General features: G+C 61.8%; 24 protein-coding genes. 21 read left to right on the top strand and 3 right to left on the bottom strand.

Annotation, left to right across the window (positions count from 1 at the left end):
* Nucleotides 1-108: 108 nt before the first annotated feature.
* A complete protein-coding gene (locus tag RSO67_RS05000; protein ID WP_410001807.1) occupies nucleotides 109-2,328 on the bottom strand; it encodes a lytic transglycosylase domain-containing protein in 2,220 nt (739 codons plus the stop codon).
* A 261-nt stretch (nucleotides 2,329-2,589) separates the two neighbouring features.
* Here RSO67_RS05000 and dapA point away from each other — a divergent pair, with 261 nt between their 5' ends.
* The 4 genes from dapA (at nucleotide 2,590) to RSO67_RS04980 (ending at nucleotide 5,153) form a co-directional block, all read left to right on the top strand.
* Nucleotides 2,590-3,483, top strand: a complete 894-nt coding sequence (gene dapA, locus RSO67_RS04995) for a 4-hydroxy-tetrahydrodipicolinate synthase (RefSeq protein ID WP_315842615.1) — start codon at nucleotides 2,590-2,592, stop codon at nucleotides 3,481-3,483.
* Nucleotides 3,484-3,583: 100 nt separating this feature from the next.
* On the top strand, nucleotides 3,584-4,000 hold the full coding sequence (mscL, locus tag RSO67_RS04990; RefSeq protein WP_089263809.1) for a large conductance mechanosensitive channel protein MscL: 417 nt from the start codon (nucleotides 3,584-3,586) through the stop codon (nucleotides 3,998-4,000).
* A 65-nt stretch (nucleotides 4,001-4,065) separates the two neighbouring features.
* The gene (smpB, locus tag RSO67_RS04985; RefSeq protein ID WP_068732465.1) at nucleotides 4,066-4,539 is read left to right on the top strand and encodes an SsrA-binding protein SmpB; all 474 of its coding nucleotides are present in this window, start codon (nucleotides 4,066-4,068) and stop codon (nucleotides 4,537-4,539) included.
* A 38-nt stretch (nucleotides 4,540-4,577) separates the two neighbouring features.
* Nucleotides 4,578-5,153, top strand: coding sequence for a peroxiredoxin (locus RSO67_RS04980; RefSeq protein WP_315842614.1), 576 nt, complete (start codon nucleotides 4,578-4,580; stop codon nucleotides 5,151-5,153).
* Nucleotides 5,154-5,155: 2 nt separating this feature from the next.
* Here RSO67_RS04980 and RSO67_RS04975 read toward each other — a convergent pair whose 3' ends face one another.
* Together RSO67_RS04975 and RSO67_RS04970 are read right to left on the bottom strand one after the other, a co-directional pair.
* Nucleotides 5,156-5,860 carry a uracil-DNA glycosylase gene (locus RSO67_RS04975; RefSeq protein ID WP_315842613.1) on the bottom strand — a complete coding sequence of 235 codons (705 nt, stop codon included), beginning with the start codon at nucleotides 5,858-5,860 and terminating at the stop codon, nucleotides 5,156-5,158.
* Nucleotides 5,841-6,467: an NYN domain-containing protein gene (locus RSO67_RS04970; RefSeq protein WP_068732474.1), complete on the bottom strand. Its 627-nt coding sequence runs from the start codon at nucleotides 6,465-6,467 to the stop codon at nucleotides 5,841-5,843. The genes RSO67_RS04975 and RSO67_RS04970 overlap by 20 nt, the downstream gene beginning before the upstream one ends.
* Nucleotides 6,468-6,836: 369 nt before the next feature.
* Between RSO67_RS04970 and rpoZ the strand changes: the two genes are divergently transcribed.
* From rpoZ to arsC, 17 genes are all read left to right on the top strand, one after another.
* On the top strand, nucleotides 6,837-7,229 hold the full coding sequence (rpoZ, locus tag RSO67_RS04965) for a DNA-directed RNA polymerase subunit omega (protein ID WP_068732476.1): 393 nt from the start codon (nucleotides 6,837-6,839) through the stop codon (nucleotides 7,227-7,229).
* 153 nt (nucleotides 7,230-7,382) lie between these two features.
* The gene (locus RSO67_RS04960) at nucleotides 7,383-9,704 is read left to right on the top strand and encodes a bifunctional (p)ppGpp synthetase/guanosine-3',5'-bis(diphosphate) 3'-pyrophosphohydrolase (RefSeq protein ID WP_315842612.1); all 2,322 of its coding nucleotides are present in this window, start codon (nucleotides 7,383-7,385) and stop codon (nucleotides 9,702-9,704) included.
* 32 nt (nucleotides 9,705-9,736) lie between these two features.
* Nucleotides 9,737-10,501 (top strand): pyridoxine 5'-phosphate synthase, encoded by a 765-nt coding sequence (locus RSO67_RS04955; protein WP_315842611.1) that lies wholly within the window; start codon nucleotides 9,737-9,739, stop codon nucleotides 10,499-10,501.
* Nucleotides 10,498-10,917, top strand: a complete 420-nt coding sequence (gene acpS, locus RSO67_RS04950; RefSeq protein WP_184517689.1) for a holo-ACP synthase — start codon at nucleotides 10,498-10,500, stop codon at nucleotides 10,915-10,917. Before RSO67_RS04955 ends, acpS begins: the two co-directional genes overlap by 4 nt.
* A gap of 285 nt (nucleotides 10,918-11,202) precedes the next feature.
* Nucleotides 11,203-11,961 (top strand): signal peptidase I, encoded by a 759-nt coding sequence (lepB, locus tag RSO67_RS04945; RefSeq protein ID WP_115029240.1) that lies wholly within the window; start codon nucleotides 11,203-11,205, stop codon nucleotides 11,959-11,961.
* The gene (gene rnc / locus RSO67_RS04940) at nucleotides 11,898-12,779 is read left to right on the top strand and encodes a ribonuclease III (protein ID WP_410001806.1); all 882 of its coding nucleotides are present in this window, start codon (nucleotides 11,898-11,900) and stop codon (nucleotides 12,777-12,779) included. The genes lepB and rnc overlap by 64 nt, the downstream gene beginning before the upstream one ends.
* The gene (era, locus tag RSO67_RS04935; RefSeq protein WP_315842610.1) at nucleotides 12,769-13,722 is read left to right on the top strand and encodes a GTPase Era; all 954 of its coding nucleotides are present in this window, start codon (nucleotides 12,769-12,771) and stop codon (nucleotides 13,720-13,722) included. Before rnc ends, era begins: the two co-directional genes overlap by 11 nt.
* A gap of 33 nt (nucleotides 13,723-13,755) precedes the next feature.
* Entirely contained in the window at nucleotides 13,756-14,148 is a 393-nt protein-coding gene (locus RSO67_RS04930; RefSeq protein WP_315842609.1) for a hypothetical protein, read from the top strand.
* A gap of 44 nt (nucleotides 14,149-14,192) precedes the next feature.
* On the top strand, nucleotides 14,193-14,942 hold the full coding sequence (gene recO, locus RSO67_RS04925; RefSeq protein WP_315842608.1) for a DNA repair protein RecO: 750 nt from the start codon (nucleotides 14,193-14,195) through the stop codon (nucleotides 14,940-14,942).
* Between the two features lie 81 nt (nucleotides 14,943-15,023).
* Nucleotides 15,024-15,512 carry a hypothetical protein gene (locus RSO67_RS04920; protein ID WP_315842607.1) on the top strand — a complete coding sequence of 163 codons (489 nt, stop codon included), beginning with the start codon at nucleotides 15,024-15,026 and terminating at the stop codon, nucleotides 15,510-15,512.
* A 77-nt stretch (nucleotides 15,513-15,589) separates the two neighbouring features.
* A complete protein-coding gene (locus RSO67_RS04915) occupies nucleotides 15,590-15,883 on the top strand; it encodes a hypothetical protein (protein ID WP_315842606.1) in 294 nt (97 codons plus the stop codon).
* 9 nt (nucleotides 15,884-15,892) lie between these two features.
* Nucleotides 15,893-17,359 (top strand): TolC family protein, encoded by a 1,467-nt coding sequence (locus tag RSO67_RS04910; RefSeq protein ID WP_315842605.1) that lies wholly within the window; start codon nucleotides 15,893-15,895, stop codon nucleotides 17,357-17,359.
* Between the two features lie 13 nt (nucleotides 17,360-17,372).
* Nucleotides 17,373-18,758, top strand: a complete 1,386-nt coding sequence (locus RSO67_RS04905; RefSeq protein ID WP_315842604.1) for a copper oxidase — start codon at nucleotides 17,373-17,375, stop codon at nucleotides 18,756-18,758.
* Nucleotides 18,759-18,810: 52 nt separating this feature from the next.
* On the top strand, nucleotides 18,811-19,272 hold the full coding sequence (locus RSO67_RS04900) for a cupredoxin family protein (RefSeq protein WP_315842603.1): 462 nt from the start codon (nucleotides 18,811-18,813) through the stop codon (nucleotides 19,270-19,272).
* A 40-nt stretch (nucleotides 19,273-19,312) separates the two neighbouring features.
* A complete protein-coding gene (locus RSO67_RS04895; RefSeq protein WP_315844169.1) occupies nucleotides 19,313-19,615 on the top strand; it encodes a copper-binding protein in 303 nt (100 codons plus the stop codon).
* Between the two features lie 179 nt (nucleotides 19,616-19,794).
* The gene (gene parC, locus RSO67_RS04890) at nucleotides 19,795-22,053 is read left to right on the top strand and encodes a DNA topoisomerase IV subunit A (RefSeq protein ID WP_315842602.1); all 2,259 of its coding nucleotides are present in this window, start codon (nucleotides 19,795-19,797) and stop codon (nucleotides 22,051-22,053) included.
* Between the two features lie 11 nt (nucleotides 22,054-22,064).
* Nucleotides 22,065-22,409 carry an arsenate reductase (glutaredoxin) gene (gene arsC / locus RSO67_RS04885; RefSeq protein ID WP_315842601.1) on the top strand — a complete coding sequence of 115 codons (345 nt, stop codon included), beginning with the start codon at nucleotides 22,065-22,067 and terminating at the stop codon, nucleotides 22,407-22,409.
* Nucleotides 22,410-22,532 lie beyond the last annotated feature (123 nt).

The following is a 22,532-nucleotide window of genomic DNA, read 5'->3' as shown; positions in this document are numbered from 1 at the left end:
AAGACCCCCGGCAGGAAACTGCCGGGGGTTTTTGCTTGCGTGGATGACGTTGAATGCGACGCTGCGACCTCCGTAATGACGGTCGTGAGTTCGTGCTGTTGTCGCGTGCTATTCGACGCTGCTGCTGGCACCGCGATGCAGGTCGGCCTCGATCTGCAGCCGTGAGCCACCGCCGAAGCGGGCGCGATAGACCTGCAGGTTTTCCATGATGCGCTGGACGTAGTTGCGCGTTTCCGAGAACGGAATCGACTCGACCCAGTCGACCGGATCGACCTTGGGGTCACGTGGATCGCCGTAGCGTTCGATCCACTTGCGCACGCTACCGCGCCCGGCGTTGTAGCCGGCGAAGGTCATGATGTAGGAGCCGCGATAGTCCTCGAGCAGGCCACCGAGCTCGGCGGCGCCCAACGTAGCGTTGTAGACCGAATCGCCCTTGAGGCGCGCGAGGTCATAGGTGCCGCCATGTCGCTTGGTGACGTATTGCGCCGCGCTCGGCGTCACCTGCATCAGACCATAGGCCTGGGCTGGCGACACGACGGCCGGATTGAAGGCGCTTTCCTGCCGCGCGATCGCATAGACGACAGCGGATTCGACTTCGGGCCCGATCGGGCGGTAGCTCGGAATACCCGTTGTCGGATAGGCATAGTGATCGAAAGGCAGGCCGCGATTGAGCGCCGCCTTGCCGACCAGCAATGTGCCGCGGGCATCCTTGTTCTGTTGCGCCAGCTCGGCAAGGCCGAGCACAGCTTCCGGATCGCCGTTCTCGCCGACATCGCCGAAGATCGGAATGGCGACTTCGCGCTCGTCCATGGCGTAGAGCAGTTGCACCGCGCGCACGATTTCCAGTCGATCGAGCCCACGTGCGCGGGCGGTCAATGCACCGCTGATGTCGAGCTGCTGCAGGCCAAGCTTCGCGCGCGCGAGCTGGCCGTAATAGCTGGTGGATTGCTCTGCCGCGCGCGTATAGGCGGCCCGCGCTTCCTGGCTGCGGCCCGCGGCTTCCGCAGCGCGGCCCTGCCAGTAACCGGCGCGGGCGAGAGCTGTCGGATTGACGCTGCCGACGCCGATCCGTGCGAAGTGCTGAGCGGCGGTTGCGGGATCTTTCAGGAAGCGGAGCGCAATCCAGCCGGCGGTGAATTCCTGCTCGGTCTTGTAGATATCGCGCGCGGGCAGGGCAGCATCGCGTGCCACGAGATAGGCCGAGCGATGTTCGCCGACGTCGAGTAACTTGCGCGCCGTGAGACGTCGCTCGATCCACCATTCATCGAGATTGTGCAGGCGCTGCGGTTCGTGTGGCGCTGCGATCATCAGGCGCGCTGCTTCGCCAAATTTCTCTTCGCGGCGCAGCTGCTGGATGCGGCTGAAGATATAGCCGGGATCGCTATGCAGCTCGGACGGCACGGCAGCGAGCAATGCGTTGGCGTTCGATGCCTTCTTGGTGACGCCGATGCGCGCCCGGGCCAGCGCCATCTGCGCGCCGCCGAGGCGCTTGGCAGAGCGTAGGGCGGCATCTGAATCGCTGCCATAGAGCAGCATGTCCATGCGGGCCTTGTGATCGCCGGGCGTAATCAGCGCACCGAACATGTCGATGGCCATGCTTTCGGTATCGCCCGATATCGGATCGCTGCGCCACGCATCACGGATCAGCCGCTCCGCGCCGGCACGGTCGCCGCGCGCCAGCAGCGACTTGGCGAGCGCGAACTTGCCCTTGGCGGAAATCGGCTTCTCGCTCTCGAAATAAGACTGGATCGCGGAGTCGTCGCGCTTGTCGTCCCACAGCGCCGCTTCGATGCGGCGTCGCAGGAAAGTCTGCGACGGCCAGCTCGGATTGGCGGCGACGAAAGCGCGGTAGCGCTCGACCGAAGCGCCGTTGTCATCGCTGCGCAGATAGATCCATTCGCCGAGCTTGCGCGCCACTGGATCGCCAATCGTTTGCACGACCTGTGCGGCTTCCGAACCCTTGCGCTTGCGGATCAGCTCGATGACGTTTTCGAGCGTTTCGGCATCCGCCTGTGGCGTGGATGTTGTTGCCGCGACGGCGGCGCGGGCGACCGGCTTCTTGGCAGCAGGGGGAATCGCCGCATGCTGGCGTGTGGCGGGCTGGATTACGGGAGCCGGGCTCGCGGCATCTGGCGCGAGCGGCTTCGCCGGCGCGGCTACGGCCGTGGGGGCCTGTGCGGCGCTGCGTGCAATGGGGCGCGCCTTCGGCAATGGAACCTTGGTGGCCGCCCAGGCCTCGACGGCCAGCACCGATACCCCGACCGCCAGCGCCAGACCGGAGCCCAAGGCCGTCCGCCGCGCAGTCGTGGAGAGGAGCAGGTGCTTCACGGCGTTCCCTCGCGGCGAATCAGACAATCGCACGCATTCCCATGATGTATTTGATTGAAACGGTGACCAAATCGTCAATTTCTGTAACCGCTTGCTCCTCTCTGCCCGGCCACGGCGGCGAAATCACGGCCAAACAGCCGGTAAACCGCGCTGAAACCGCTTCGGGCGGTCTTTCGCCGCAGCCGCAGACTCGATAAGACTTGCTGTTCAATCAATCGGTTCAAGCAGACGGCTAAAGCCGCATCGCGTTCGGAGCAGACCATGGCAGCCACCAAGACGAATTTCCGGGGGTCTTACACCGCGCTGGTCACGCCGTTCAAAGATGGCGGGCTGGACGAGGCGGCCTTCCGTTCGCTCGTCAGCTGGCAGATCGCCGAGGGCAGCAACGGTCTCGTTCCGGTCGGCACCACGGGCGAGAGCCCGACGCTGAGCCACGAAGAGCACTACAAGGTCGTCGAATGGTGCATCGACGAAGCCAAGGGCCGCGTGCCGGTGATCGCTGGCGCCGGGTCCAACTCCACCAAGGAAGCGGTGGCACTGGCAAAGCACGCCGAGAAGGCCGGCGCGGATGCGGTGCTGGTGGTGACGCCGTACTACAACAAGCCCACGCAAGAGGGCATGTATCAACACTTCAAGGCGGTGAACGACGCGATCGGCATTCCGATCATCATCTACAATATTCCGCCACGGTCGGTGGTCGATATGTCCGTGGACACCATGGCGCGCCTGTATGAGCTGAAGAACATCGCCGGCGTGAAGGATGCCACTGCCGATCTCGCGCGCGTGTCCAAGCAGCGTCACGCGATGGGACCGGATTTCATCCAGATGTCCGGCGAAGACATGACTGCGCTGGCCTATATGGCGGCTGGCGGCCATGGTTGCATTTCGGTGACGGCGAATGTTGCGCCGAAGCTGTGTGCCGATCTGATGTCGCTGGTGCTCAAGGGCGACTATGCCGGGGCGCTGAAGATCCAGGATCGCCTCACGCCGCTGCATGACACGATCTTCAAGGAGCCGGGCCTCGCCGGCGCCAAGCACGGCCTCGCTTTGCTGGGCCGTATCAAGGAAGAGGTACGTCTGCCGCTGATGACGGTGACGCCGCCGACCGGCAAGGTGATCCGCGACGCCATGGTCTTCGCGGGCCTCATCAACTAGGCATCTGCATCAATCAGATGTTGAGTGACTTTGGCTGCGTCATCTCTCCTTATTTGTAAGTGCGTACGCGTCGTTCGTTGAAAACAAAAAGGAATTGCAGATGCTGAAGGAATTTCGCGATTTCGCGATGAAGGGCAATGTGGTCGATCTTGCCGTCGGCGTGATTATCGGCGCCGCGTTCGGTGCGATTGTCTCGTCGATGGTGGCTGACGTCATCATGCCGATCATCGGAGCGATCACCGGCGGTCTCGATTTCTCGAATTACTTCACGGGTCTCTCGAAATCGGTTACGGCAACCAATCTGGCCGACGCCAAGAAGCAGGGCGCCGTGCTGGCCTGGGGCAGCTTCCTGACCCTGACGCTGAACTTCATCATTGTCGCCTTTGTCCTGTTTTTGGTGATCCGCTTCATGAACCAGCTTAAACGCAACGATGCCGCCAAGCCGGTTGAACCGCCGAAGCCGACCCGTGAAGAAGAACTGCTGACCGAGATCCGCGACCTGCTCAAGAAGGCCTGAGCCCAAGGCTTGGGTCGGGCATTCGCGGCACCTATATTCGGTCAGCACGCTGAAAGTATTGAACGATGGCCGAAAAGAACGAACGCCCGATCAAGGTGATCGCCGAGAACCGCAAGGCGCGGTTCAACTATGCCGTCGAGGATACGGTCGAGGCGGGCATCGCCTTGACCGGGACCGAGGTGAAGTCGATCCGTAACGGCAAGAGCACCATTGCGGAATCCTACGCCGATCCGAAGGACGGTGAGATCTGGCTGATCAACTGCAACATCCCTGAATATCTGCAGGCCAACCGCTTCAACCACGAGCCGAAGCGGCCGCGCAAGCTGCTGCTGCATCGCAAGCAGATCAACAAACTGATGGGCGCGGTAGAACGCCAGGGCATGACCCTTGTGCCGTTGAAGATGTACTTCAACGAACGCGGCCGGGTTAAGCTGCAGCTCGCGCTGGCCAAGGGCAAGCAGCTCCACGACAAGCGTGCGAGCGAGAAGGACCGTGACTGGGGCCGCGAGAAGGGCCGTCTGTTGCGCGCGCGGGGATAAGGCTGGGCGTCGCCCATTCTTTCAAACAAGAGGATGAGATGACGCAAGGCAACCTGCTCGAAGTCGACTGGAGCAAGATTCCGGCACCGGAAGACGACGGTGCCGCCAATCATCTGGCCGGCATGACGATCCCGCCGGTCAGCCTGCGCGCTACCAATGATACCGCGGTGACGCTCTCCGAACTCGCCGGCCGCACCGTGGTGTTTGGCTATCCCCGCACCGGCGAGCCCGGTAAAATCGGTCTGGTCGATGACTGGGACATGATCCCCGGCGCGCGTGGCTGCACGCCGCAAACCTGTTCGTTCCGGGATCTGTTCGCGGAGCTGAAGGCCGCTGGCGCCAAGCATGTGTTTGGCCTGTCGACGCAGAGCAACGAATATCAGACCGAAATGGCCGGGCGGCTGCATCTGCCGTTTCCGGTGTTGTCCGACAAGCAACTTGAGCTGAGCGACGCACTCAGCCTGCCGACCATGGAGGTTGCCGATCTCACGTTGATCAAGCGCATGGCCATGATCATCGATGACGGCAAGATCACCCATGTGTTCTATCCGGTGTTTCCACCGGACCGGAATGCGGGCGATGTGTTGGAGTGGCTGAAGGCGAACCCGGTTTAGGCCTACGCTAAATCCGCCTTTACCTTCGCAAACACCGCCCGGAACATCTCTGGCGTCAGCACGCGCGTGTTCGTGTTGTAGCGCGAGCAGTGGTAGCTGTCGTAGAGCTTGAAGCGGCCGACGTCGTGGACGGCGCCGTGCGCAAAGGGCGCTGTCACGGCGCGAATGCCGAGCGTCCTCAGCATCGTGTCGTGGGCGACGCGGCCCAGCAGCACGATGGCGCGCAATCGCGGCATGGTGTCCATCGTGGCAATCAGAAACGGCCGGCAGGTGGTGATCTCGACGGGCAGGGGCTTGTTCTGGGGTGGCACGCAGCGCACGGCATTGGTGATCCGGCAATCCTGCAGCATGAGCCCGTCATCGGGGCGTGCTTCATAGGTGCCGGAGGCAAAGCCGAAATCCAGCAACGTCTCGTAGAGCAGATCGCCGGCGTAGTCGCCGGTGAAGGGACGCCCGGTGCGGTTGGCGCCCTGCACGCCGGGGGCGAGGCCTACGATCAGCAGTGCAGCATTGGAGGTGCCGAAGGATGGCACGGGTCCGTTATAGCCGCTCGGATCACGCTCGCGCACCTCCATCCGGTACCCGACGAGACGTGGGCAGAGCGGGCAGTCGCGCCCCGGATCGATGGAAGTGCCAGCGGAAATCGCGGATGCGACCACCGCCGGCTGTTGTCTGCTGAGTTGCGTCTTAGTCTTCGAAATCTTCATCGCCTCGTGGCGCCATGGTGGTCGCGCGCTGCAGGAATTGCGGCGTCTGATGACGCGGCTCGCGCGGAGCAGGGCGCTCTGCCGGATCGCGGCCGAGCTTGCTCTGCAGTTCCATGAGATCGGTAAACACGTCTGCCTGGCGGCGCAACTCGTCGGCGATCATCGGCGGCTGGCTCGAGATGGTGGAGACGACGGTGACGCGGACGCCGCGACGCTGCACGGCTTCGACCAGGGAGCGGAAGTCGCCGTCGCCCGAGAACAGCACGATCTGGTCGACATGTTCGGCCAGTTCCATGGCATCGACGGCGAGCTCGATGTCCATATTGCCCTTCACCTTGCGTCGGCCGGACGCATCGATGAATTCCTTGGTGGCCTTGGTTACCACCGTATACCCGTTGTAATCGAGCCAGTCGATCAGCGGGCGAATCGACGAGTATTCCTGATCCTCGATAATGGCGGTGTAATAGAAGGCCCGGACGAGGGTTCCGCGGCTCTGAAATTCCTTGAGGAGGCGCTTGTAGTCGATGTCGAAGCCGAGGGTCTTGGCGGTGGCGTACAGGTTGGCGCCGTCGATGAAGAGTGCGATCTTGTTAGATGTGAGGGACATCAAGTTTTCTCATGTGGTTTGTTGTTGTTAGCGTTTTTGGCGCGACTTCGTCGTTGCGCATTTGAATCACATTTGTCGTCCGCTCTTCGTCGGATCGGCTTTATTGACGCCACGCAATCAGCTGGTCTGGAACTGCCCGAATATGCCGATCCATCTTCCCTTGCAATGAAGCCTTTTGGTGTCGAGATATCCGCTTCTGGCCAGATGGTGCCACCGCTTCTGCGGTCTTTTTGAGGGTACCATAGTGCGGCAGAAAACCAAGCCAAGAAGGACGCAATTCCAAATTGGTCCTTGCGAATGCCGCAAAGCCCCTATACCTACGGGACTTAATCATCATATTCGGTCCCACAACAAACGGAGCGACATTTTATGGCGCGCGTAACCGTCGAAGATTGCATCGATAAGGTCGACAACCGGTTCGACCTGGTGTTGCTGGCAGCACACCGGGCACGAATGATCTCGTCCGGTTCACAACTTACGATTGATCGCGACAACGACAAGAATCCCGTTGTTTCGCTGCGCGAAATCGCTGATCAGACCATTTCCCCGGAAGATCTCCGTGAGGAGCTGGTCCATTCGCTGCAGAAGTTCGTGGAAGTCGACGAGCCGGAGCCGGATACGATTCCGCTGATCGGTTCCGCCGGCGCCAGCGTCGATGCCGACGATACCGAAGTGGCCGTCGAGCGCATGACCGAAGAAGAGCTCCTCAAGGGTCTCGAAGGCCTCGCTCCGCCGGAAGAGCAGCCCGAAGAAGACGAGTAAAGCGACACACACGGTTTTTTGCTTAACCGTTTTGATTATCAGTCATCACAAAGGCCCGGACATGCATCCGGGCCTTTGCTTTTGCAGTACGTTTCGGGGCAAACTTAAAGCGAAGAATCCAGGTCGCTGCTGACCGGATCGAACGAGGCTAGGATGGCGACTTCGCGCCGTAATAAACGGCAGATGCAGGCTGCGAACGACACGGTCGCCGCGGTCTCGCCAGTTTCGCCTGAAGCACTGTCCGCAGAGACGCCAACTCCGGCCAAGGTGCCGCGGACGTCCCGTGTCCGGATGATGCGGCAATACGATCTGGTAGACCGCGTCCGGGCCTATAATCCGAACACCGACGAGGACCTGCTCAACCGCGCCTATGTCTATGCCATGGTCGCCCATGGCGAGCAGACGCGGGCCTCGGGCGACCCGTATTTCTCCCATCCGCTGGAAGTGGCGGCGATCCTCACCGACCTGAAGCTCGATGACGCCACCATCGTGGCGGCGCTGCTGCACGACACGATCGAGGACACCGAGGCCACCCGTACCGAAATCGACAAGCTGTTCGGCGCCGAAATCGGCGCGCTGGTCGAGGGCCTGACCAAGCTGAAGCGGCTCGAACTGGTGTCGCGCGAAGCCAAACAGGCCGAGAACCTGCGCAAGCTGCTGCTGGCGATCGCCGACGACGTCCGGGTCCTGCTGATCAAGCTCGCCGACCGTCTGCACAATATGCGGACGATGGAGTTCATGCCGCCGGCCTCGCGCCGCCGCATCGCCGAGGAGACCCTCGACATCTATGCGCCGCTCGCCGGCCGTATGGGTATGCAGGCGATGCGCGAGGAGCTTGAGGAACTGTCGTTCAAGGTGCTCGATCCCGACGCCTATCTGGTGGTGATGCAGCGCCTGGACTCGCTGACCGAACGCAATCGCAACCTCATCGACATGATCGAGAGTCATCTCTCCACGAAGCTGGAGAAGAACGGCATCACGGCGCGGGTCACCGGCCGACGCAAGAAGCCGTTTTCGATCTGGACCAAGATGAAGCGCAAGTCGGTGGGCTTCGAGCAACTGTCGGACATCTACGGTTTCCGCGTGGTGCTGCAGGACATGGAGGCGTGCTACCGCGCACTCGGGGTCGTGCACACGACCTGGCCCGTCGTGCCGGGCCGCTTCAAGGACTACATCTCGACGCCGAAGCAGAACGACTATCGCTCGATCCACACCACGGTGATCGGCCCCGGCAACCAGCGCGTCGAATTGCAGATCCGCACAGAAGACATGAACAGCATCGCCGAATACGGCATCGCCGCGCATGCGTTCTACAAGGATGGCATCGGGTCGCCGACCGAAATGCTCAAGCGCGAGTCGAATGCGTTTTCATGGCTGCGCCACACCATTGGCATTCTCTCGGAGAGTACCAATCCGGAAGAATTCCTGGAGCATACCAAGCTCGAACTGTTCCACGATCAGGTGTTCTGCTTCACCCCGAAGGGCAAGCTGATCGCGCTGCCGCGCAATGCCAATGTGGTCGACTTCGCCTATGCCGTGCATACCGACGTCGGCAACAGTGCGGTGGGTTGCAAGATCAACGGCAAATTCGCGCCGCTGTCATCCGAACTGCAGAATGGCGATGAGGTCGAAGTGCTGACCTCGGCCGCACAGCAGGCGCCGCCATCCGCCTGGGAGGGCCTAGCAGTCACCGGCAAGGCGCGCGCTGCGATCCGCCGCGCGACGCGAACGGCCGTGCGCGATCAATATGCCAGCCTTGGCCGCCGCATCGTCGAGCGCCTGTTCGTGCGCGCCAAGATGGAATATTCGGACGACCAGTTGAAGGGCGCGCTGCCGCGTCTGGCGCGCACGTCTATCGACGATGTGATGGCCTCGGTTGGCCGCGGTGAGCTGCGCGCCGCGGACGTCGCGCGCGCGATGTATCCCGATTACAAGGAAGAGCGCATCGGCCGCTTTTCGGCCAACAACAAGAAGTCCACGGCGGACAAGGTCAGAACGCCCGATGGCGCGGCGCGCTTCACCTCGATCATCTCGATCGGCGGCGTCAATTCCGATCTGCCGGTGAAATTTGCTCCGAACGGTGGCGCCGTGCCGGGCGACCGCATCGTCGGCATCGTCACGCCGGGCGAGGGCATCACGATCTATCCGATCCAGTCACCGGCACTGAAAGACTTCGAGGAAGAGCCGGAGCGTTGGGTCGATGTGCGCTGGGATATCGATGAATCCTCGCCGCAGCGTTTCCCGGCACGGTTGTTCCTGCAGAATGTCAACGAGCCCGGCAGCCTAGCGCAGATCGCTCAGGTCATCGCCGACCATGACGGCAATATCGACAATATCAGCATGCATCGCCGCTCGCCCGACTTCACCGAACAGACCATCGATCTTGGTGTCTACGACCTCAAGCATCTCAGCGCGATCATCAATCAGTTGCGCGCCAAGGCCGTTGTCGCCAAGGTCGAACGGGTCAATGGGTAGCGTCTTCCCTTAAGGTTTTCTGGAATTCCGTCATGTCCTCATCTTCGCTGCGCCTCGGCGTCAACATCGACCACGTCGCGACCTTGCGCAACGCGCGGGGCGGCAAGCACCCGGATCCTGTCCGCGCTGCGCTGGAAGCCATTTCGGCGGGGGCCGACGGCATCACCGCACATCTGCGGGAGGATCGTCGCCATATCCGCGATGCCGATATGGAGCGACTGAAGGCGGAGATCTCTAAGCCGCTGAATTTCGAAATGGCGGCGACGCCGGACATGGTGCGGATCGCGCTGGCGGTGAAGCCTCATGCTGTCTGTCTCGTGCCGGAGCGGCGCGAAGAATTGACCACCGAGGGCGGCCTCGACGTGGTCGGCCAGCGTGAATCGCTGGAGCCGTCGATCGCGCGCTTCACTGAAGCCGGCATACGGGTGTCACTGTTCATAGCCGCTGATCCCAAACAGATCGAAATGGCCGCCAAATTGAGGGCCCCTGTGATCGAGCTCCACACGGGCGCCTGGTGCGATGCCATTACCGACGGCGATACCACGAAGGCGGCCAGCGAATGGCAGCGCATTGCCGCAGGCGCCAGGCTGGCGAAATCCGCAGGCCTGGAAGTGCATGCCGGCCATGGCCTCGACTATGCAACCGCCGAGACGATCTCGGCGCTGCCCGAAATCATGGAACTGAACATCGGCTACTATATGATTGGCGAGGCGCTGTTTATCGGTCTGTCCGATACGGTGCGTCTGATGCGCGCGGCGATGGATCGCGGGCGGATGCAGTCCAAGAGCGCGTCATGATCATCGGCATCGGTTCCGATCTGATCGACATTACGCGCGTTGCCAAGGTGATCGAACGCCATGGCGACCGCTTTCTCGATCGCATCTTCACCGAGGCCGAGCGGGCGCGGGCGCAGCGCCGTGCCAAGAGCGAGAGGATGGTGGTGGCGACCTATGCCAAGCGTTTCGCCGCCAAGGAGGCCATGTCCAAGGCGCTGGGCACCGGCATCCGTCAGGGGGTCTGGTGGCGGGATATGGGCGTCGTCAACCTGCCGGGTGGCAAACCCTCCATGAAGCTCACCGGCGGTGCGCTGGTCCGGCTGCAGGCCCTGATACCGCCGGGGCATGATGCCCAGATCGATCTGTCGATCACGGACGATTGGCCCCTGGCGCAGGCTTTCGTCATAATTTCGGCCGTCCCGTCGCCCAAGCCCTGAGGGCTGGCCGGGAGCCGCACCTGAAGCGGTGCGATCACAAGCCGGCACGTCAAACTGGCGGGAAATAGCGGCTTTTCGGGGCGGTTCATTGCACCGTTACCAACAACCGTTTAAACCTGCCAGGATAGCGAACCGACGCCAATTCTCGCCGACGCCGCTCATGGCATTTGCAGGACTTTGCCGTAATTATATGAATCTAATGCATTTTTCGTGCGAGGCGCGCCGCCGCTTTGCCCTAAAATGCGCTATCAGCCGCGCGGCGACGCTGCGGGAATCGGGAAAGCAATGAGCGTGACATCCGGGACCAAGACTGAAAGCGGCGTCGGCGAGACCATCCGTGTTGTCATCAACGCATTGCTGATCGCGCTGGTGATCCGGACCTTCCTGTTCCAGCCCTTCAACATCCCGTCGGGCTCCATGAAGGCCACGCTTCTGGTCGGCGATTACCTGTTCGTCTCGAAATATTCCTATGGCTACAGCCACTTTTCGATCCCGCTGTCGCCGAACATCTTCTCCGGCCGCGTCTTCGGCTCCGAGCCGTCGCGCGGTGACGTCGTGGTGTTCCGCCTGCCGAAGGACGACTCCACCGATTACATCAAGCGCGTGATCGGGCTGCCCGGCGACCGCGTCCAGATGAAAGAGGGGCTGCTCTACATCAACGAGAAGCCGGTGCAACGCGAGCGCATGAGCGACTTCGTCGGCGAAGATCCGTGCGGCTCCGATGCCACGGCGCGGGTGAAACGCTGGAAGGAAACGCTGCCGAACGGCGTCACCTACGAGACGCTCGATTGCGTCGACAACGGCTTCTACGACAACACCAATGTCTACACCGTGCCGCCCGGTAACTTCTTCATGATGGGCGACAACCGCGACAATTCCACGGACAGCCGCGTGCTGTCGGCCGTCGGCTATGTGCCGTTCGAGAATCTCGTCGGCCGCGCGCAGATGATCTTCTTCTCGATCGCCGAAGGCGAACATGCTTGGCAGATCTGGCGCTGGCCGACCGCCGTGCGCTGGAATCGAATTTTTTCTATCGTGCGATGACCGACGACTCCAACAATCCCATCGATACCACGCCGAAAACCGACGAATTGAGCCCGACCACCGAGGCTACGCCGGAGACGGCGGCTGCCCGCAAGAAGAAGTCGCGCGCGGCAGCCAAGGCGGCCGCGGCCGAGATCGAAACGCGGATCGGTCACAGCTTCAAGGACCCGCTGCTGCTGGCGACGGCCTTCACCCATGTGTCGGCCCTGAAGTCGCAGCGCAGCCGGACCGAGAGCTACCAGCGTCTCGAGTTTCTTGGCGATCATGTGCTTGGCCTCGTGGTCTCCGACATGTTGTTTCGCGCTTTCCCGAATGCGGATGAAGGCGAGTTGTCGAAGCGGCTCGCCGACCTCGTCCGCAAGGAAGCATGCGCCGACGTCGCGCGGCTGTTGGGTCTCCTCGAGGGTATCAAGCTCGGCACGGTCGGCGCCGGCGCCGGTCAGCGGTTGCGCAAGTCGGTCCTCGGCGATATCTGCGAAGCTGTGATCGGCGCGATCTTCCTCGATGGTGGCTATCCGGCTGCTGAAAGTTTCGTGCAGCGCAATTGGACCGAGCGTATGCGCAAGCCGGTGCGTCCGCTGCGCGATCCGAAGACGGTGCTGCAGGAATGGGCCCAGGGCCGCGGCCTGCCGACACCGGCCTATCGGGAGGTCGAACGCTCCGGTCCGCACCACGATCCGCATTTCAAGATCGAGGTGGATGTGAAGGGTTTTGCACCGGCCGAAGGCGAGGGCGGCAGCAAGCGCGCCGCCGAGAAGGCCGCGGCGCAGGCAATGATTGCACGTGAAGGCGTCAGCAGTGGCGGCAATGAAGGATAATGTCGTGAACGATGCTGAACCAGATCATGAGTCCGAAGGGACACCCGTTGAAACCCGCTGCGGTTTCGTCGCGCTGATTGGCGCGCCCAATGTCGGCAAGTCGACGCTGGTCAATGCGCTGGTCGGCTCCAAAGTCACCATCGTCTCGCGCAAGGTGCAGACCACGCGCGCGCTGATCCGCGGCATCGTCATCGAGAACCACGCCCAGATCATTTTGGTCGATACGCCCGGCATCTTTCTGCCGAAACGGCGTCTCGACCGCGCAATGGTCAAGACGGCGTGGAGCGGCGCACATGATGCCGACGTCGTCTGCGTCCTTCTCGACGCGAAAGCGGGCATCAACGAAGAAGCCGACGCGATCTTCGCGCAGCTCGCGAGCGTCAATCACCCAAAGATCCTCGTCATCAACAAGGTCGACATCGTCTCCAAGGAGAAGCTGCTGAAGCTGGCGCAGATGGCCAATGAGCGGCTGAAGTTCGAGGAGACCTTCATGATCTCGGCGATGACCGGTGACGGCGTCGACGACCTGCGCCGCAGGCTCGCAGCCGACGTTCCCGCCGGCCCGTATCACTATCCCGAAGACCAGATGTCGGATGCGCCGATGCGGCATCTCGCGGCGGAAATCACCCGCGAAAAGATCTTCCGTCAGCTGCATCAGGAACTGCCGTATCAATCGACGGTGGAGACCGATAGCTGGACCGAGCGCAAGGACAAGTCGGTCCGCATCGAGCAGACGATTTTCGTCGAGCGCGAAAGCCAGCGCAAGATCGTGCTCGGCAAGGGCGGCGCGACGATCAAGCAGATCGGTGCGGATTCGCGCAGGGAGCTGACCGAGATCGTGGGTGCGCCCGTGCATCTGTTCCTGTTCGTGAAGGTGCGCGAGAACTGGGGCGACGATCCCAATCGTTATCGCGAAATGGGCCTCGAATTTCCTCACGAGTGATCGAGGAGCGATGATGGAAGTGCAGCCGACAAGATGACCGCTCCCGCCAACCTTCCGAAGAACGTCTTCTATTTCGAAGTCCTGCTCTACATGTCGCTGATCCTCGACGCGCTGTCGATCGCGTTCCAGGACCGCACGCCTGACCTCACGATGTCCGAGAGCACCATCATGGCGGCGAATCTGGTCGCCGCCTGCATGCTGTTGTTCTTCGTCTGGCTCGTTTGGCTCGCCGCCTATCGCCGCAAAGGCTGGCCGCGCTGGGTGCTGGTGGTGTCGCTGGCCTTCTCAGTATTGTCGCTGTTTCAGGTGCTTGGCCTGTACGGACTGCAGTTCGACAGTGCGATCGAGATCGTGTCATGCATCCTGACCGGCCTCGGACTATATTGCGCCTTCACCGGCGACGCGAAAACGTGGTTCAAGGCCTGATCGCATTTACTGCGGCGGCCGCCGAATTCCTGTAAACTGCCCCCATGGAATGGACGGACGAGGGCATCATCTTGGGCGTGCGGCGGCATGGCGAATCCAGTGCCATCGTCGAATTGCTGACGCGTAGCCATGGCCGTCATCTCGGCCTGGTGCGTGGTGGTGCGGGGTCAAAGATGCGACCGCTGCTGCAGCCCGGCAATAGCGTGCAGGCGATATGGCGGGCGCGACTGGACGAGCAGCTCGGCTATTACCTGATGGAAGGTACGCTGATGCGCGCCGCGACGCTGCTGGGCTCGTCCCATGCGGTCTACGGCATCACCCATCTCGCATCGCTGGCGCGGCTGCTGCCGGAGCGCGATCCGCATGAGGACATCTACGAGATGCTCGAGCGCATCCTCGATGATCTCGACGATGTCGGGGAAGCCGCCATCCACATGATCCGGTTCGAACTGGCGATGCTCACCGAACTCGGCTTCGGCCTCGATCTGGAAAATTGCGCCGCTACGGGTGTCACGACCGATCTGATCTATGTCTCGCCGAGATCCGGCGGAGCCGTGTCCCGGACCGCGGGCGAACCGTATCGCGACCGGCTGATGCGGCTGCCGCCATTCCTGCGCGAAAGCGAAGATCGCCAGAACAGCATCTCCGACCGCGATCTGCAGGATGGCTTCGACCTGACCGGGCGCTTTCTGCTCCGCAATGTGCTGGAACCGCGCGGGCAGGGCCATTCCGACGCCCGCGAAGGATTCATCAACGCGGTGACGCGGCAGCTCGCGCGAATCTCATCGTCCTGAGGCAAGTTCGACATTGGCGAATGCCGGATTCGCGTCTATGTTCCGCGCGTTGACTGGTTGATAGGAAGATATCGCGTCCAGATGCTGGTTCGTCTGACCAGAGTGCAGCGGCTGAGAGCAGGGTGGTTTGTCGCCCTGACCTATTTGTTGTGCGTGCTGGCGCCGACGATCTCCTTTGCCTTGCCGGGGCAGCACCCGGTCGCGCCGTGTCTGACCGGTGAAAGTCATATGACCGGCATGGTTCATGTGAACAGCAGCACGTCGGCGCACATGCATGGGGATGATCACGCGCACGATCATTCTGTCGCGCACGCATCAGCGGCACACTCATCAGCCGCACACGCTGATGGCGACCACGCATTGGCAGCGATCGACGATGCTTCCGGTTCGCACAAGGTCCCGCATTCACCGAACGGTCCATGCTGCGGCCTGATGTGTATTTCCGCGCTGCCGGCAGTGCTGGCTGACGTCGTGACCCCGTCGATGCCGAAGGTTCTTCGTGTCACCGAGGGCCACCGCGCGGTCACCGACAGCGCGCCCGTCCGGCTCTACCGCCCTCCCATTTCCTGACCTGATCGTATCGACGCGTTGCCGCGCCCGTTAAGGGCATGCGCACCTGTGATTCATCGTCATGTAAGGAAAACAACATGCTTGCGCAGCTTGGGGCGAAGCTCGCCGCCGTTTGTTCGGTGGCCGGGAAGCTATTCGATATCAGATTAGGAATTCTTGCAGCGACGACCGCTGCCAGTATGGCGCTCGGTGGTTGCATGCCAACGACCGTGCCGTTGGCTGGCGCCGATCCGGCAGATCCCGGCGCCAGGGTCGCTGGCGTCGGCTATCGCTCGATCGTGGCTCCTTACAGCAGCCTTCGGCCGGTTGCCCCGTCGTCATGGCGCGAGCAGAACGACCGCGTCGCTCCTGTGCCGAAATCTGGCCGGTAGGAGCACGCGATGTTCAACAAGCATCACAAGTCGCTTCCGCTTGTGCTCCCATTTAGCTCAAGGCCTGCCGCTGGCATCACGCTGCTGTCTACGCTGCTGCTGGCGGGATGCGCGTCGTTCTCGCTGGACCGCGGTATGGGCGTCGTCGCGGGGGTCGCAAGCGAAACCATCAACAAGGACGTGATTGCGATCCGGACGCCCGATGACGCACAACGTGCCGATGCGACCGTCAAAGCCCTGCTGCGGCGATCGTTGACAGTCGATAACGCGGTCCAGATCGCGCTGCTCAGCAATCGCGGCCTGCAAGCTGCGTATAATGAATTGGCCCTCGCGGAAACGGATCTCGTCGGCGACAGCCTGCCGCCCAATCCGACATTCTCGATCTCGCGCATTTCCGGAAATGGAGCACTGGAAATCGAGCGACAGGTCGTCGGCGATATTCTCGCGCTGGCGACACTGCCGTTCCGCTCCGAGATCGCCCGTCGGCGATTCCAGAAGGCGCAATTGCGCGCCGCAGAAGAGACGTTGCGGCTCGCCGCTGACGTGCGGCGCGCCTACTACCGCGCCGTCGCTGCCAACGAACTTGTCGGCCTGCTGACGGACGCCAAGTCGACGGCGGAAGCCACGGCGCAACTCGCGCAGAAGCTGGGCGAGACCGGGTCGCTGAACAAGCTCGATCAAGCCCGCGAGCAGGTATTCTACGCGGAGACGACCGCCGATCTCGCAACGCTCCGCCAGGAGGCCACGAGTTCGCTCGAGCGTTTGATCCGTCTGCTCGGACTCTGGGACACCGACATCGGCATCAGGCTGCCGCAGAGGCTTCCAGTGCTGCCGCGCCAGCCGCTGTCGTTGCCGCGCATCGAGGTCGATGCCGTTGCACACCGCATTGACCTGCAGATCGCCCGCATTGAACTCGCCGCTCTCGCCAAGTCGCTGAACCTCACTGAAGCAAGCCGGTTCGTGACGTTGCTCGACGTCGCCGGTATCGACCGCAGGACGCGCGATCCGGAGGGGGCGCCGTTCCGCGAACGCGGCTTCGACGTGCAATTTCAGATTCCGATCTTTGACGGTGGTGAAGTGCGCGTTCGACAGGCGGCAGAGACCTACAATCAGGCCTTCAACCTGTTGACCGAGAAGGCCGTGAATATCCGCTCGGAAGCGCGCGATGCCTTCAGGGTCTATCGCTCGACCTACGATATCGCCGGTCACTACCAGCGCGAGGTACTGCCGCTGCGCAAGATCATCTCGGACGAGATGCAACTGCGCTTCAGCAGCATGCAGGTCGATGTATTCGCGCTGCTGACCGAGGCCCGCCAACGCATCGCGGCGCTGCGCGCCGCCATTGAAGCCAAGCGCAATTTCTGGCTCGCGCAGTCCGAACTGCAAAGCGCGATCAATGGTGGTGGCCGCGGCGAACCATCATCCGAAACAAGATCCGCGACGGCCGCGCAGGCGTCCAGTGGAGGAGGGCACTGAAATGGAGAAAACCATGTTGTCCCGACGAAATTTTCTCGGCACCGCCACAGCGCTCGCTAGCGCTGCTGCGGTCACCGGCCGCGTCCAGGCGGCGAATATTCCCGAAGCGCCCACGATGGACAAAGTAACAATGCAGCCACCGCTGCATCCGTCGAGCGGGCCCGACTACAATCCGGTGGTTACGCTCAACGGCTGGACATTGCCGTGGCGTATGAATGGCGACTGGAAGGAATTCCATCTCGTCGCCGAGCCCGTCGAGCGCGAATTTGCGGACGGGATGAAAGCCTATCTCTGGGGCTACAACGGGCAGTCGCCGGGGCCGACGATCGAAACTGTCGAAGGCGACAAGGTTCGCATCTTCGTTACCAACAAACTGCCGGAGCACACCACCGTGCATTGGCACGGCGTGATCCTGCCGAGTGGCATGGACGGCGTCGGCGGTCTGAGCCAGCCGCATATCAAGCCCGGCAAGACCTTCGTCTACGAATTCGAGATGAAGCACAGTGGTACGTTCATGTATCACCCGCATTCGGACGAGATGGTCCAGATGGCGATGGGTATGATGGGGATGATGGTCGTGCATCCCCGCGACAACAGCTTCCGGCCCGTCGATCGCGATTTCGTCTTCATCATGAGCAGCTATCTCATCGATCCCGGCACCTATCTGCCGAAGGTCAACGAGATGACCGACTTCAATATGTGGGCGTGGAACAGCCGCGTCTTTCCCGGCATCGATCCGTTGCCGGTTCGTCTTGGCGATCACGTGCGGATACGGGTCGGCAATCTCACGATGACCAATCATCCGATCCATCTGCACGGCCACAAGTTTGCGGTCAGTTGCACGGATGGCGGATGGGTGCCTGACAGCGCGCAATGGCCGGAAGTCACCACTGACGTGCCGGTGGGCGCGATCCGCGCATTCGATTTCGTCGCCGACAATCCCGGCGATTGGGCGTTCCACTGCCACAAGTCGCATCACACCATGAATGCGATGGGGCACGACGTCAGAAACCTGATCGGCGTCTCCAAAAAGGATCTGGCGAAGGCTGTCGGCAAGCTCGCACCGGATGCGATGGTGATGGGATCCACCGGCGGCGCCATGGGCGAGATGGAGATGCCGGCGCCGGACAACACGCTGCCGATGATGACGGGCTCAGGACAGTTCGGGCCGATCGAGATGGGCGGCATGTTCAGCATCATGAAGGTGCGGGAAGGGCTCGCGCGCGACGATTACCGCGATCCCGGTCGTTACGATTTCCCGAAGGGCACGGTGGCCTATGAGATAGAGGCGCCGCAGAGCGAAGCTCCACGACAGACGGGCGTGAAGGACAAGCCCATCAAAGGTCAGGGAACGAAGCCGATGGACATGAAGAAGGGCATGAAAATGAAGGGAATGTAAGGGACTGAACTACACATCGTCATCACAGACAACAAGCAACATGGAAACTGAAATGAACAAGACCCGGAAATACATTGGCGGCAGCCTCATGCTGGCCGCGATGGCTTACTCGGCCGCTGCTGTGGCCCACGACAAGCACGGAGGATATTCGGCAGGCGAACCGGGCGATCCCAAGAAGCCGGCGCGCGAGATCGTCGTCAGCATGAATGAGATGGATTATTCGCCTGCGGTCATTGAGGTCAAGCGCGGCGAGCAGATTCGCTTCGTGATCCGTAACGCGGGGACTGAAGCACATGAATTCCTGCTGGCGACCACGGCAGAGAATCTGAAGCACGGCGAAGCGATGAAGAAAAACCCCGATATGGAGCATGACGAGCCCAACGGCTTGCGTCTTGCGGCCAAGAAGTCCGGGGAAATCCTGTGGAAGTTCTCGAAGGCAGGAACGTTCGAATATTCGTGCCTGATCCCGACGCATCGTGAATTGGGCATGACTGGCAAAGTCATCGTGAAATAGCTCGATGCAAACAGCTCAATCTCAAGCAAAGGAATGCATGATGAAGACCAATGGATTTGTGGCGCTCGTAGCCTTTGTCGCGCTCTCAATGTTCGGCGTCGTGGCGGCCGCGCAGGATGCTGCCGCGCGCGGGGAAGTGAAGAAAATCGATGAAGCAGCGGGCAAGATCACGCTGAAGCACGGTCCAATCAAGAGCCTCGATATGGACGAGGGCATGACCATGGTGTTTCGCGTCAAGGACCGGGCGATGCTGAAATCGGTCAAGGTGGGCGACAAGGTGAAGTTCGATGCCGGTCGCGTCGATGGTCAGATCGTCGTGACCTCCATCCAGAAATCCAAATAGCCGCGGGAAGATGGCGTCCAGGCTGAGCCTGGAACCGCCATCTATCAGACGCCTGATGGTTGTAGGAGCGACGTGGGCGGCCCCTATTTACGGGAGGACGCCCCGATATCGATGGAACTTGATCGGTGGCGCAAGATTCATTTCTTGCCCGATTCGCTGGGAGGCGCTAACCCCTCGCCATGGGAAAAAGACTGATTCCGCCGGAGCCGGCTGAAATTCACGAAGTGCAGCTGCGGGACGCGCTCGAGGAGCGCTATCTTGCTTACGCGCTGTCCACGATCATGCACCGGGCGCTGCCGGATGCGCGGGACGGTTTGAAGCCGGTTCACCGCCGCATCCTCTATGGCATGCGCCTGCTGCGGCTCGATCCGGGCACGCCGTTCAAGAAGTCCGCCAAGATCGTCGGCGACGTGATGGGCTCGTTCCATCCGCATGGTGACCAGTCGATCTATGACGCGCTGGTGCGCCTCGCGCAGGATTTCTCGTCACGCTATCCGCTGGTCGACGGCCAGGGCAATTTCGGCAATATCGACGGCGATAGTGCTGCGGCCTATCGTTACACCGAAGCCCGCATGACCGATGTGGCGCGGTTGCTGCTCGAAGGGATCGACGAGGACGCGGTCGAGCTGCGCCCGAATTATGACGGCCAGACCAAAGAGCCCGCAGTGCTGCCGGGCGGTTTCCCGAACCTGTTGGCCAATGGCGCGCAGGGCATCGCGGTCGGCATGGCCACCTCGATCCCGCCGCACAACGTCGCCGAACTCTGCGACGCCGCGCTGCATCTGATCGACAAGCCCGACGCCAAATCGAAATCGCTGATGCGCTGGGTGAAAGGACCGGATTTCCCGACCGGCGGCATCATCGTCGATTCCAAGGAAAGCATCGCCGAGGCCTATATGACCGGGCGCGGCTCGTTCCGCACCCGCGCCAAGTGGCATGTGGAAGAGGGCGTCCGTGGCGCCTGGAATGTCGTGGTCACCGAGATTCCATGGTTGGTGCAGAAGTCGCGGTTGATCGAGAAGATCGCCGAGCTGCTCAACGACAAGAAGCTGCCGCTGATCGGCGATATCCGCGACGAGTCTGCCGAGGACATCCGCGTCGTCATCGAACCGAAGACACGCAATGTCGATGCCGGTCTGGTGATGGAGTCGCTGTTCAAGCTCACCGAGCTCGAAAGCAAGATTCCGCTGAATCTCAACGTGCTGGTGAAGGGGCGCATCCCCAAGGTGCTCGGCCTTGCCGAATGCCTGCGCGAATGGCTCGACCATCTGCGCGACGTGCTGCTGCGCCGCTCCAACTTCCGCAAGAACCAGATCGAGCATCGGCTGGAAGTGCTCGGCGGTTACCTGATCGCCTATCTCAACATCGATGAGGTGATCAGGATCATCCGCACCGAGGATGAGCCGAAACCGGCTTTGATGAAGGCGTTCAGCCTGACCGAATTGCAGGCCGAGTCGATCCTGAACATGCGGCTGCGCAGCCTGCGCAAGCTCGAAGAGTTCGAGATCAAGAAGGAAGACAAGGAACTCCGCGCAGAGCTCAAGGGCATCAACGCGATCCTGAAGTCCGAGACCGAGCAGTGGGCCAAGGTCGGCGAGCAGGTCCGCAAGGTGCGCGACATCTTCGGGCCGAAGACGCCGCTCGGCAAGCGCCGCACGGTGTTTGCCGACGCGCCGGAGCACGATCTCGCTGCCCTCGAAGAGTCACTGGTCGAGCGCGAGCCCGTCACGGTCGTGATTTCCGAGAAGGGCTGGGTCCGCACGCTGAAGGGCCAGGTCGCAGATCTCTCAAACCTGACCTTCAAGACCGACGACAAGCTCGACAAGGCGTTCTTCGCCGAGACCACGTCGAAGCTGATGCTGCTGGCCACCAATGGCCGGTTCTATTCGCTCGACGTGTCGAAGCTGCCGGGCGGTCGCGGCCATGGCGAGCCGATCCGCCTGTTCATCGACATGGAAGGCGACGCCGCCATCGTCTCGATGTTCGTGCATAAGGGCGGCCGCAAGTTCCTGATCGCCAGCCACGACGGGCAGGGCTTCCTCGTCAATGAGGATGACTGCGTCGGCACCACCCGCAAGGGCAAGCAGGTGCTGAATGTCGAGATGCCCAACGAGGCGCGCGTGCTGACGGTGGTCGGCGAAGGCAGCGATCAGGTCGCGGTCATCGGCACCAACCACAAGATGGTGATCTTCCCGCTCGAGCAGGTGCCAGAAATGGCGCGTGGCCGCGGCGTGCGGCTCCAGAAATACACCAGCGCAGGCCTGTCGGACGTCGCCACTTTCGTGGCCAAGGAAGGCCTGACCTGGAAGGATTCGTCCGACCGCGAGCATCGTCTGACCTGGAAGGAACTAGCCGACTGGCGCGGCAACCGTGCGGACGCTGGCCGTCTCGCGACCGGCCTGCCGAAGTCGAACAAGTTCGGCCGGGTGATCGAGTAACCTCGCGCGTTATGGCGGTCACCATCTTCCACAATCCCTCCTGCGGGACATCGCGCAATACGCTCGCGATGATCCGGCAGAGTGGGATTGAGCCGGTGGTAATCGACTATCTCAAGACACCGCTGGATCGTGATCGGCTCCAAGTGTTAGCGAATGCCATAGGCGGCGCTCGTGAACTGCTGCGCGAGAAGGAAGGTGTCTATGGCGAGCTTGGGCTTGCTGATCCCGCGCTCGGCGATGACGCCCTGATCGACGCGATCATCGCGCATCCGATCCTGATGAACCGACCCATCGTCGAGACGCCGAAGGGCACGCGATTGTGCCGGCCGGCAGATGTGGTGCTGGGGCTGCTCTAGGGATCCAACTCGCCGATCAAACGACGGCCTCATCCTGAGGAACCGCGTTCTTGCGCGACGTTTCGAAGGACGGCGGTAAGGTTGGTGTCAACAAGCCCATGGTTCGAGACGAGTGCAAAGGGC

This window comes from Tardiphaga sp. 709 (genome assembly GCF_032401055.1).
Classification (GTDB): Bacteria; Pseudomonadota; Alphaproteobacteria; order Rhizobiales; family Xanthobacteraceae; genus Tardiphaga.
Note: the sequence above shows the minus strand (reverse complement) of the source record. Positions and strands in the feature narration are given on the sequence as shown.

Excerpts from the sequence above, each read along its gene's own strand:
- mscL (WP_089263809.1), top strand. The coding sequence starts at position 3,584 with ATGCTGAAGGAATTTCGCGATTTCGCGATGAAGGGCAATGTGGTCGAT.
- lepB (WP_115029240.1), top strand. The coding sequence starts at position 11,203 with ATGAGCGTGACATCCGGGACCAAGACTGAAAGCGGCGTCGGCGAGACC.
- era (WP_315842610.1), top strand. The coding sequence starts at position 12,769 with ATGAAGGATAATGTCGTGAACGATGCTGAACCAGATCATGAGTCCGAA.
- dapA (WP_315842615.1), top strand. The coding sequence starts at position 2,590 with ATGGCAGCCACCAAGACGAATTTCCGGGGGTCTTACACCGCGCTGGTC.
- arsC (WP_315842601.1), top strand. The coding sequence starts at position 22,065 with ATGGCGGTCACCATCTTCCACAATCCCTCCTGCGGGACATCGCGCAAT.
- rpoZ (WP_068732476.1), top strand. The coding sequence starts at position 6,837 with ATGGCGCGCGTAACCGTCGAAGATTGCATCGATAAGGTCGACAACCGG.
- acpS (WP_184517689.1), top strand. The coding sequence starts at position 10,498 with ATGATCATCGGCATCGGTTCCGATCTGATCGACATTACGCGCGTTGCC.
- RSO67_RS04975 (WP_315842613.1), bottom strand. The coding sequence starts at position 5,860 with ATGAAGATTTCGAAGACTAAGACGCAACTCAGCAGACAACAGCCGGCG.
- RSO67_RS04960 (WP_315842612.1), top strand. The coding sequence starts at position 7,383 with ATGGCGACTTCGCGCCGTAATAAACGGCAGATGCAGGCTGCGAACGAC.
- RSO67_RS04955 (WP_315842611.1), top strand. The coding sequence starts at position 9,737 with ATGTCCTCATCTTCGCTGCGCCTCGGCGTCAACATCGACCACGTCGCG.
- RSO67_RS04905 (WP_315842604.1), top strand. The coding sequence starts at position 17,373 with ATGTTGTCCCGACGAAATTTTCTCGGCACCGCCACAGCGCTCGCTAGC.
- RSO67_RS04920 (WP_315842607.1), top strand. The coding sequence starts at position 15,024 with ATGCTGGTTCGTCTGACCAGAGTGCAGCGGCTGAGAGCAGGGTGGTTT.
- RSO67_RS04915 (WP_315842606.1), top strand. The coding sequence starts at position 15,590 with ATGCTTGCGCAGCTTGGGGCGAAGCTCGCCGCCGTTTGTTCGGTGGCC.
- RSO67_RS04970 (WP_068732474.1), bottom strand. The coding sequence starts at position 6,467 with ATGTCCCTCACATCTAACAAGATCGCACTCTTCATCGACGGCGCCAAC.
- RSO67_RS04980 (WP_315842614.1), top strand. The coding sequence starts at position 4,578 with ATGACGCAAGGCAACCTGCTCGAAGTCGACTGGAGCAAGATTCCGGCA.
- parC (WP_315842602.1), top strand. The coding sequence starts at position 19,795 with ATGGGAAAAAGACTGATTCCGCCGGAGCCGGCTGAAATTCACGAAGTG.
- RSO67_RS04910 (WP_315842605.1), top strand. The coding sequence starts at position 15,893 with ATGTTCAACAAGCATCACAAGTCGCTTCCGCTTGTGCTCCCATTTAGC.
- RSO67_RS04930 (WP_315842609.1), top strand. The coding sequence starts at position 13,756 with ATGACCGCTCCCGCCAACCTTCCGAAGAACGTCTTCTATTTCGAAGTC.
- smpB (WP_068732465.1), top strand. The coding sequence starts at position 4,066 with ATGGCCGAAAAGAACGAACGCCCGATCAAGGTGATCGCCGAGAACCGC.
- RSO67_RS04895 (WP_315844169.1), top strand. The coding sequence starts at position 19,313 with ATGAAGACCAATGGATTTGTGGCGCTCGTAGCCTTTGTCGCGCTCTCA.
- recO (WP_315842608.1), top strand. The coding sequence starts at position 14,193 with ATGGAATGGACGGACGAGGGCATCATCTTGGGCGTGCGGCGGCATGGC.
- RSO67_RS04900 (WP_315842603.1), top strand. The coding sequence starts at position 18,811 with ATGAACAAGACCCGGAAATACATTGGCGGCAGCCTCATGCTGGCCGCG.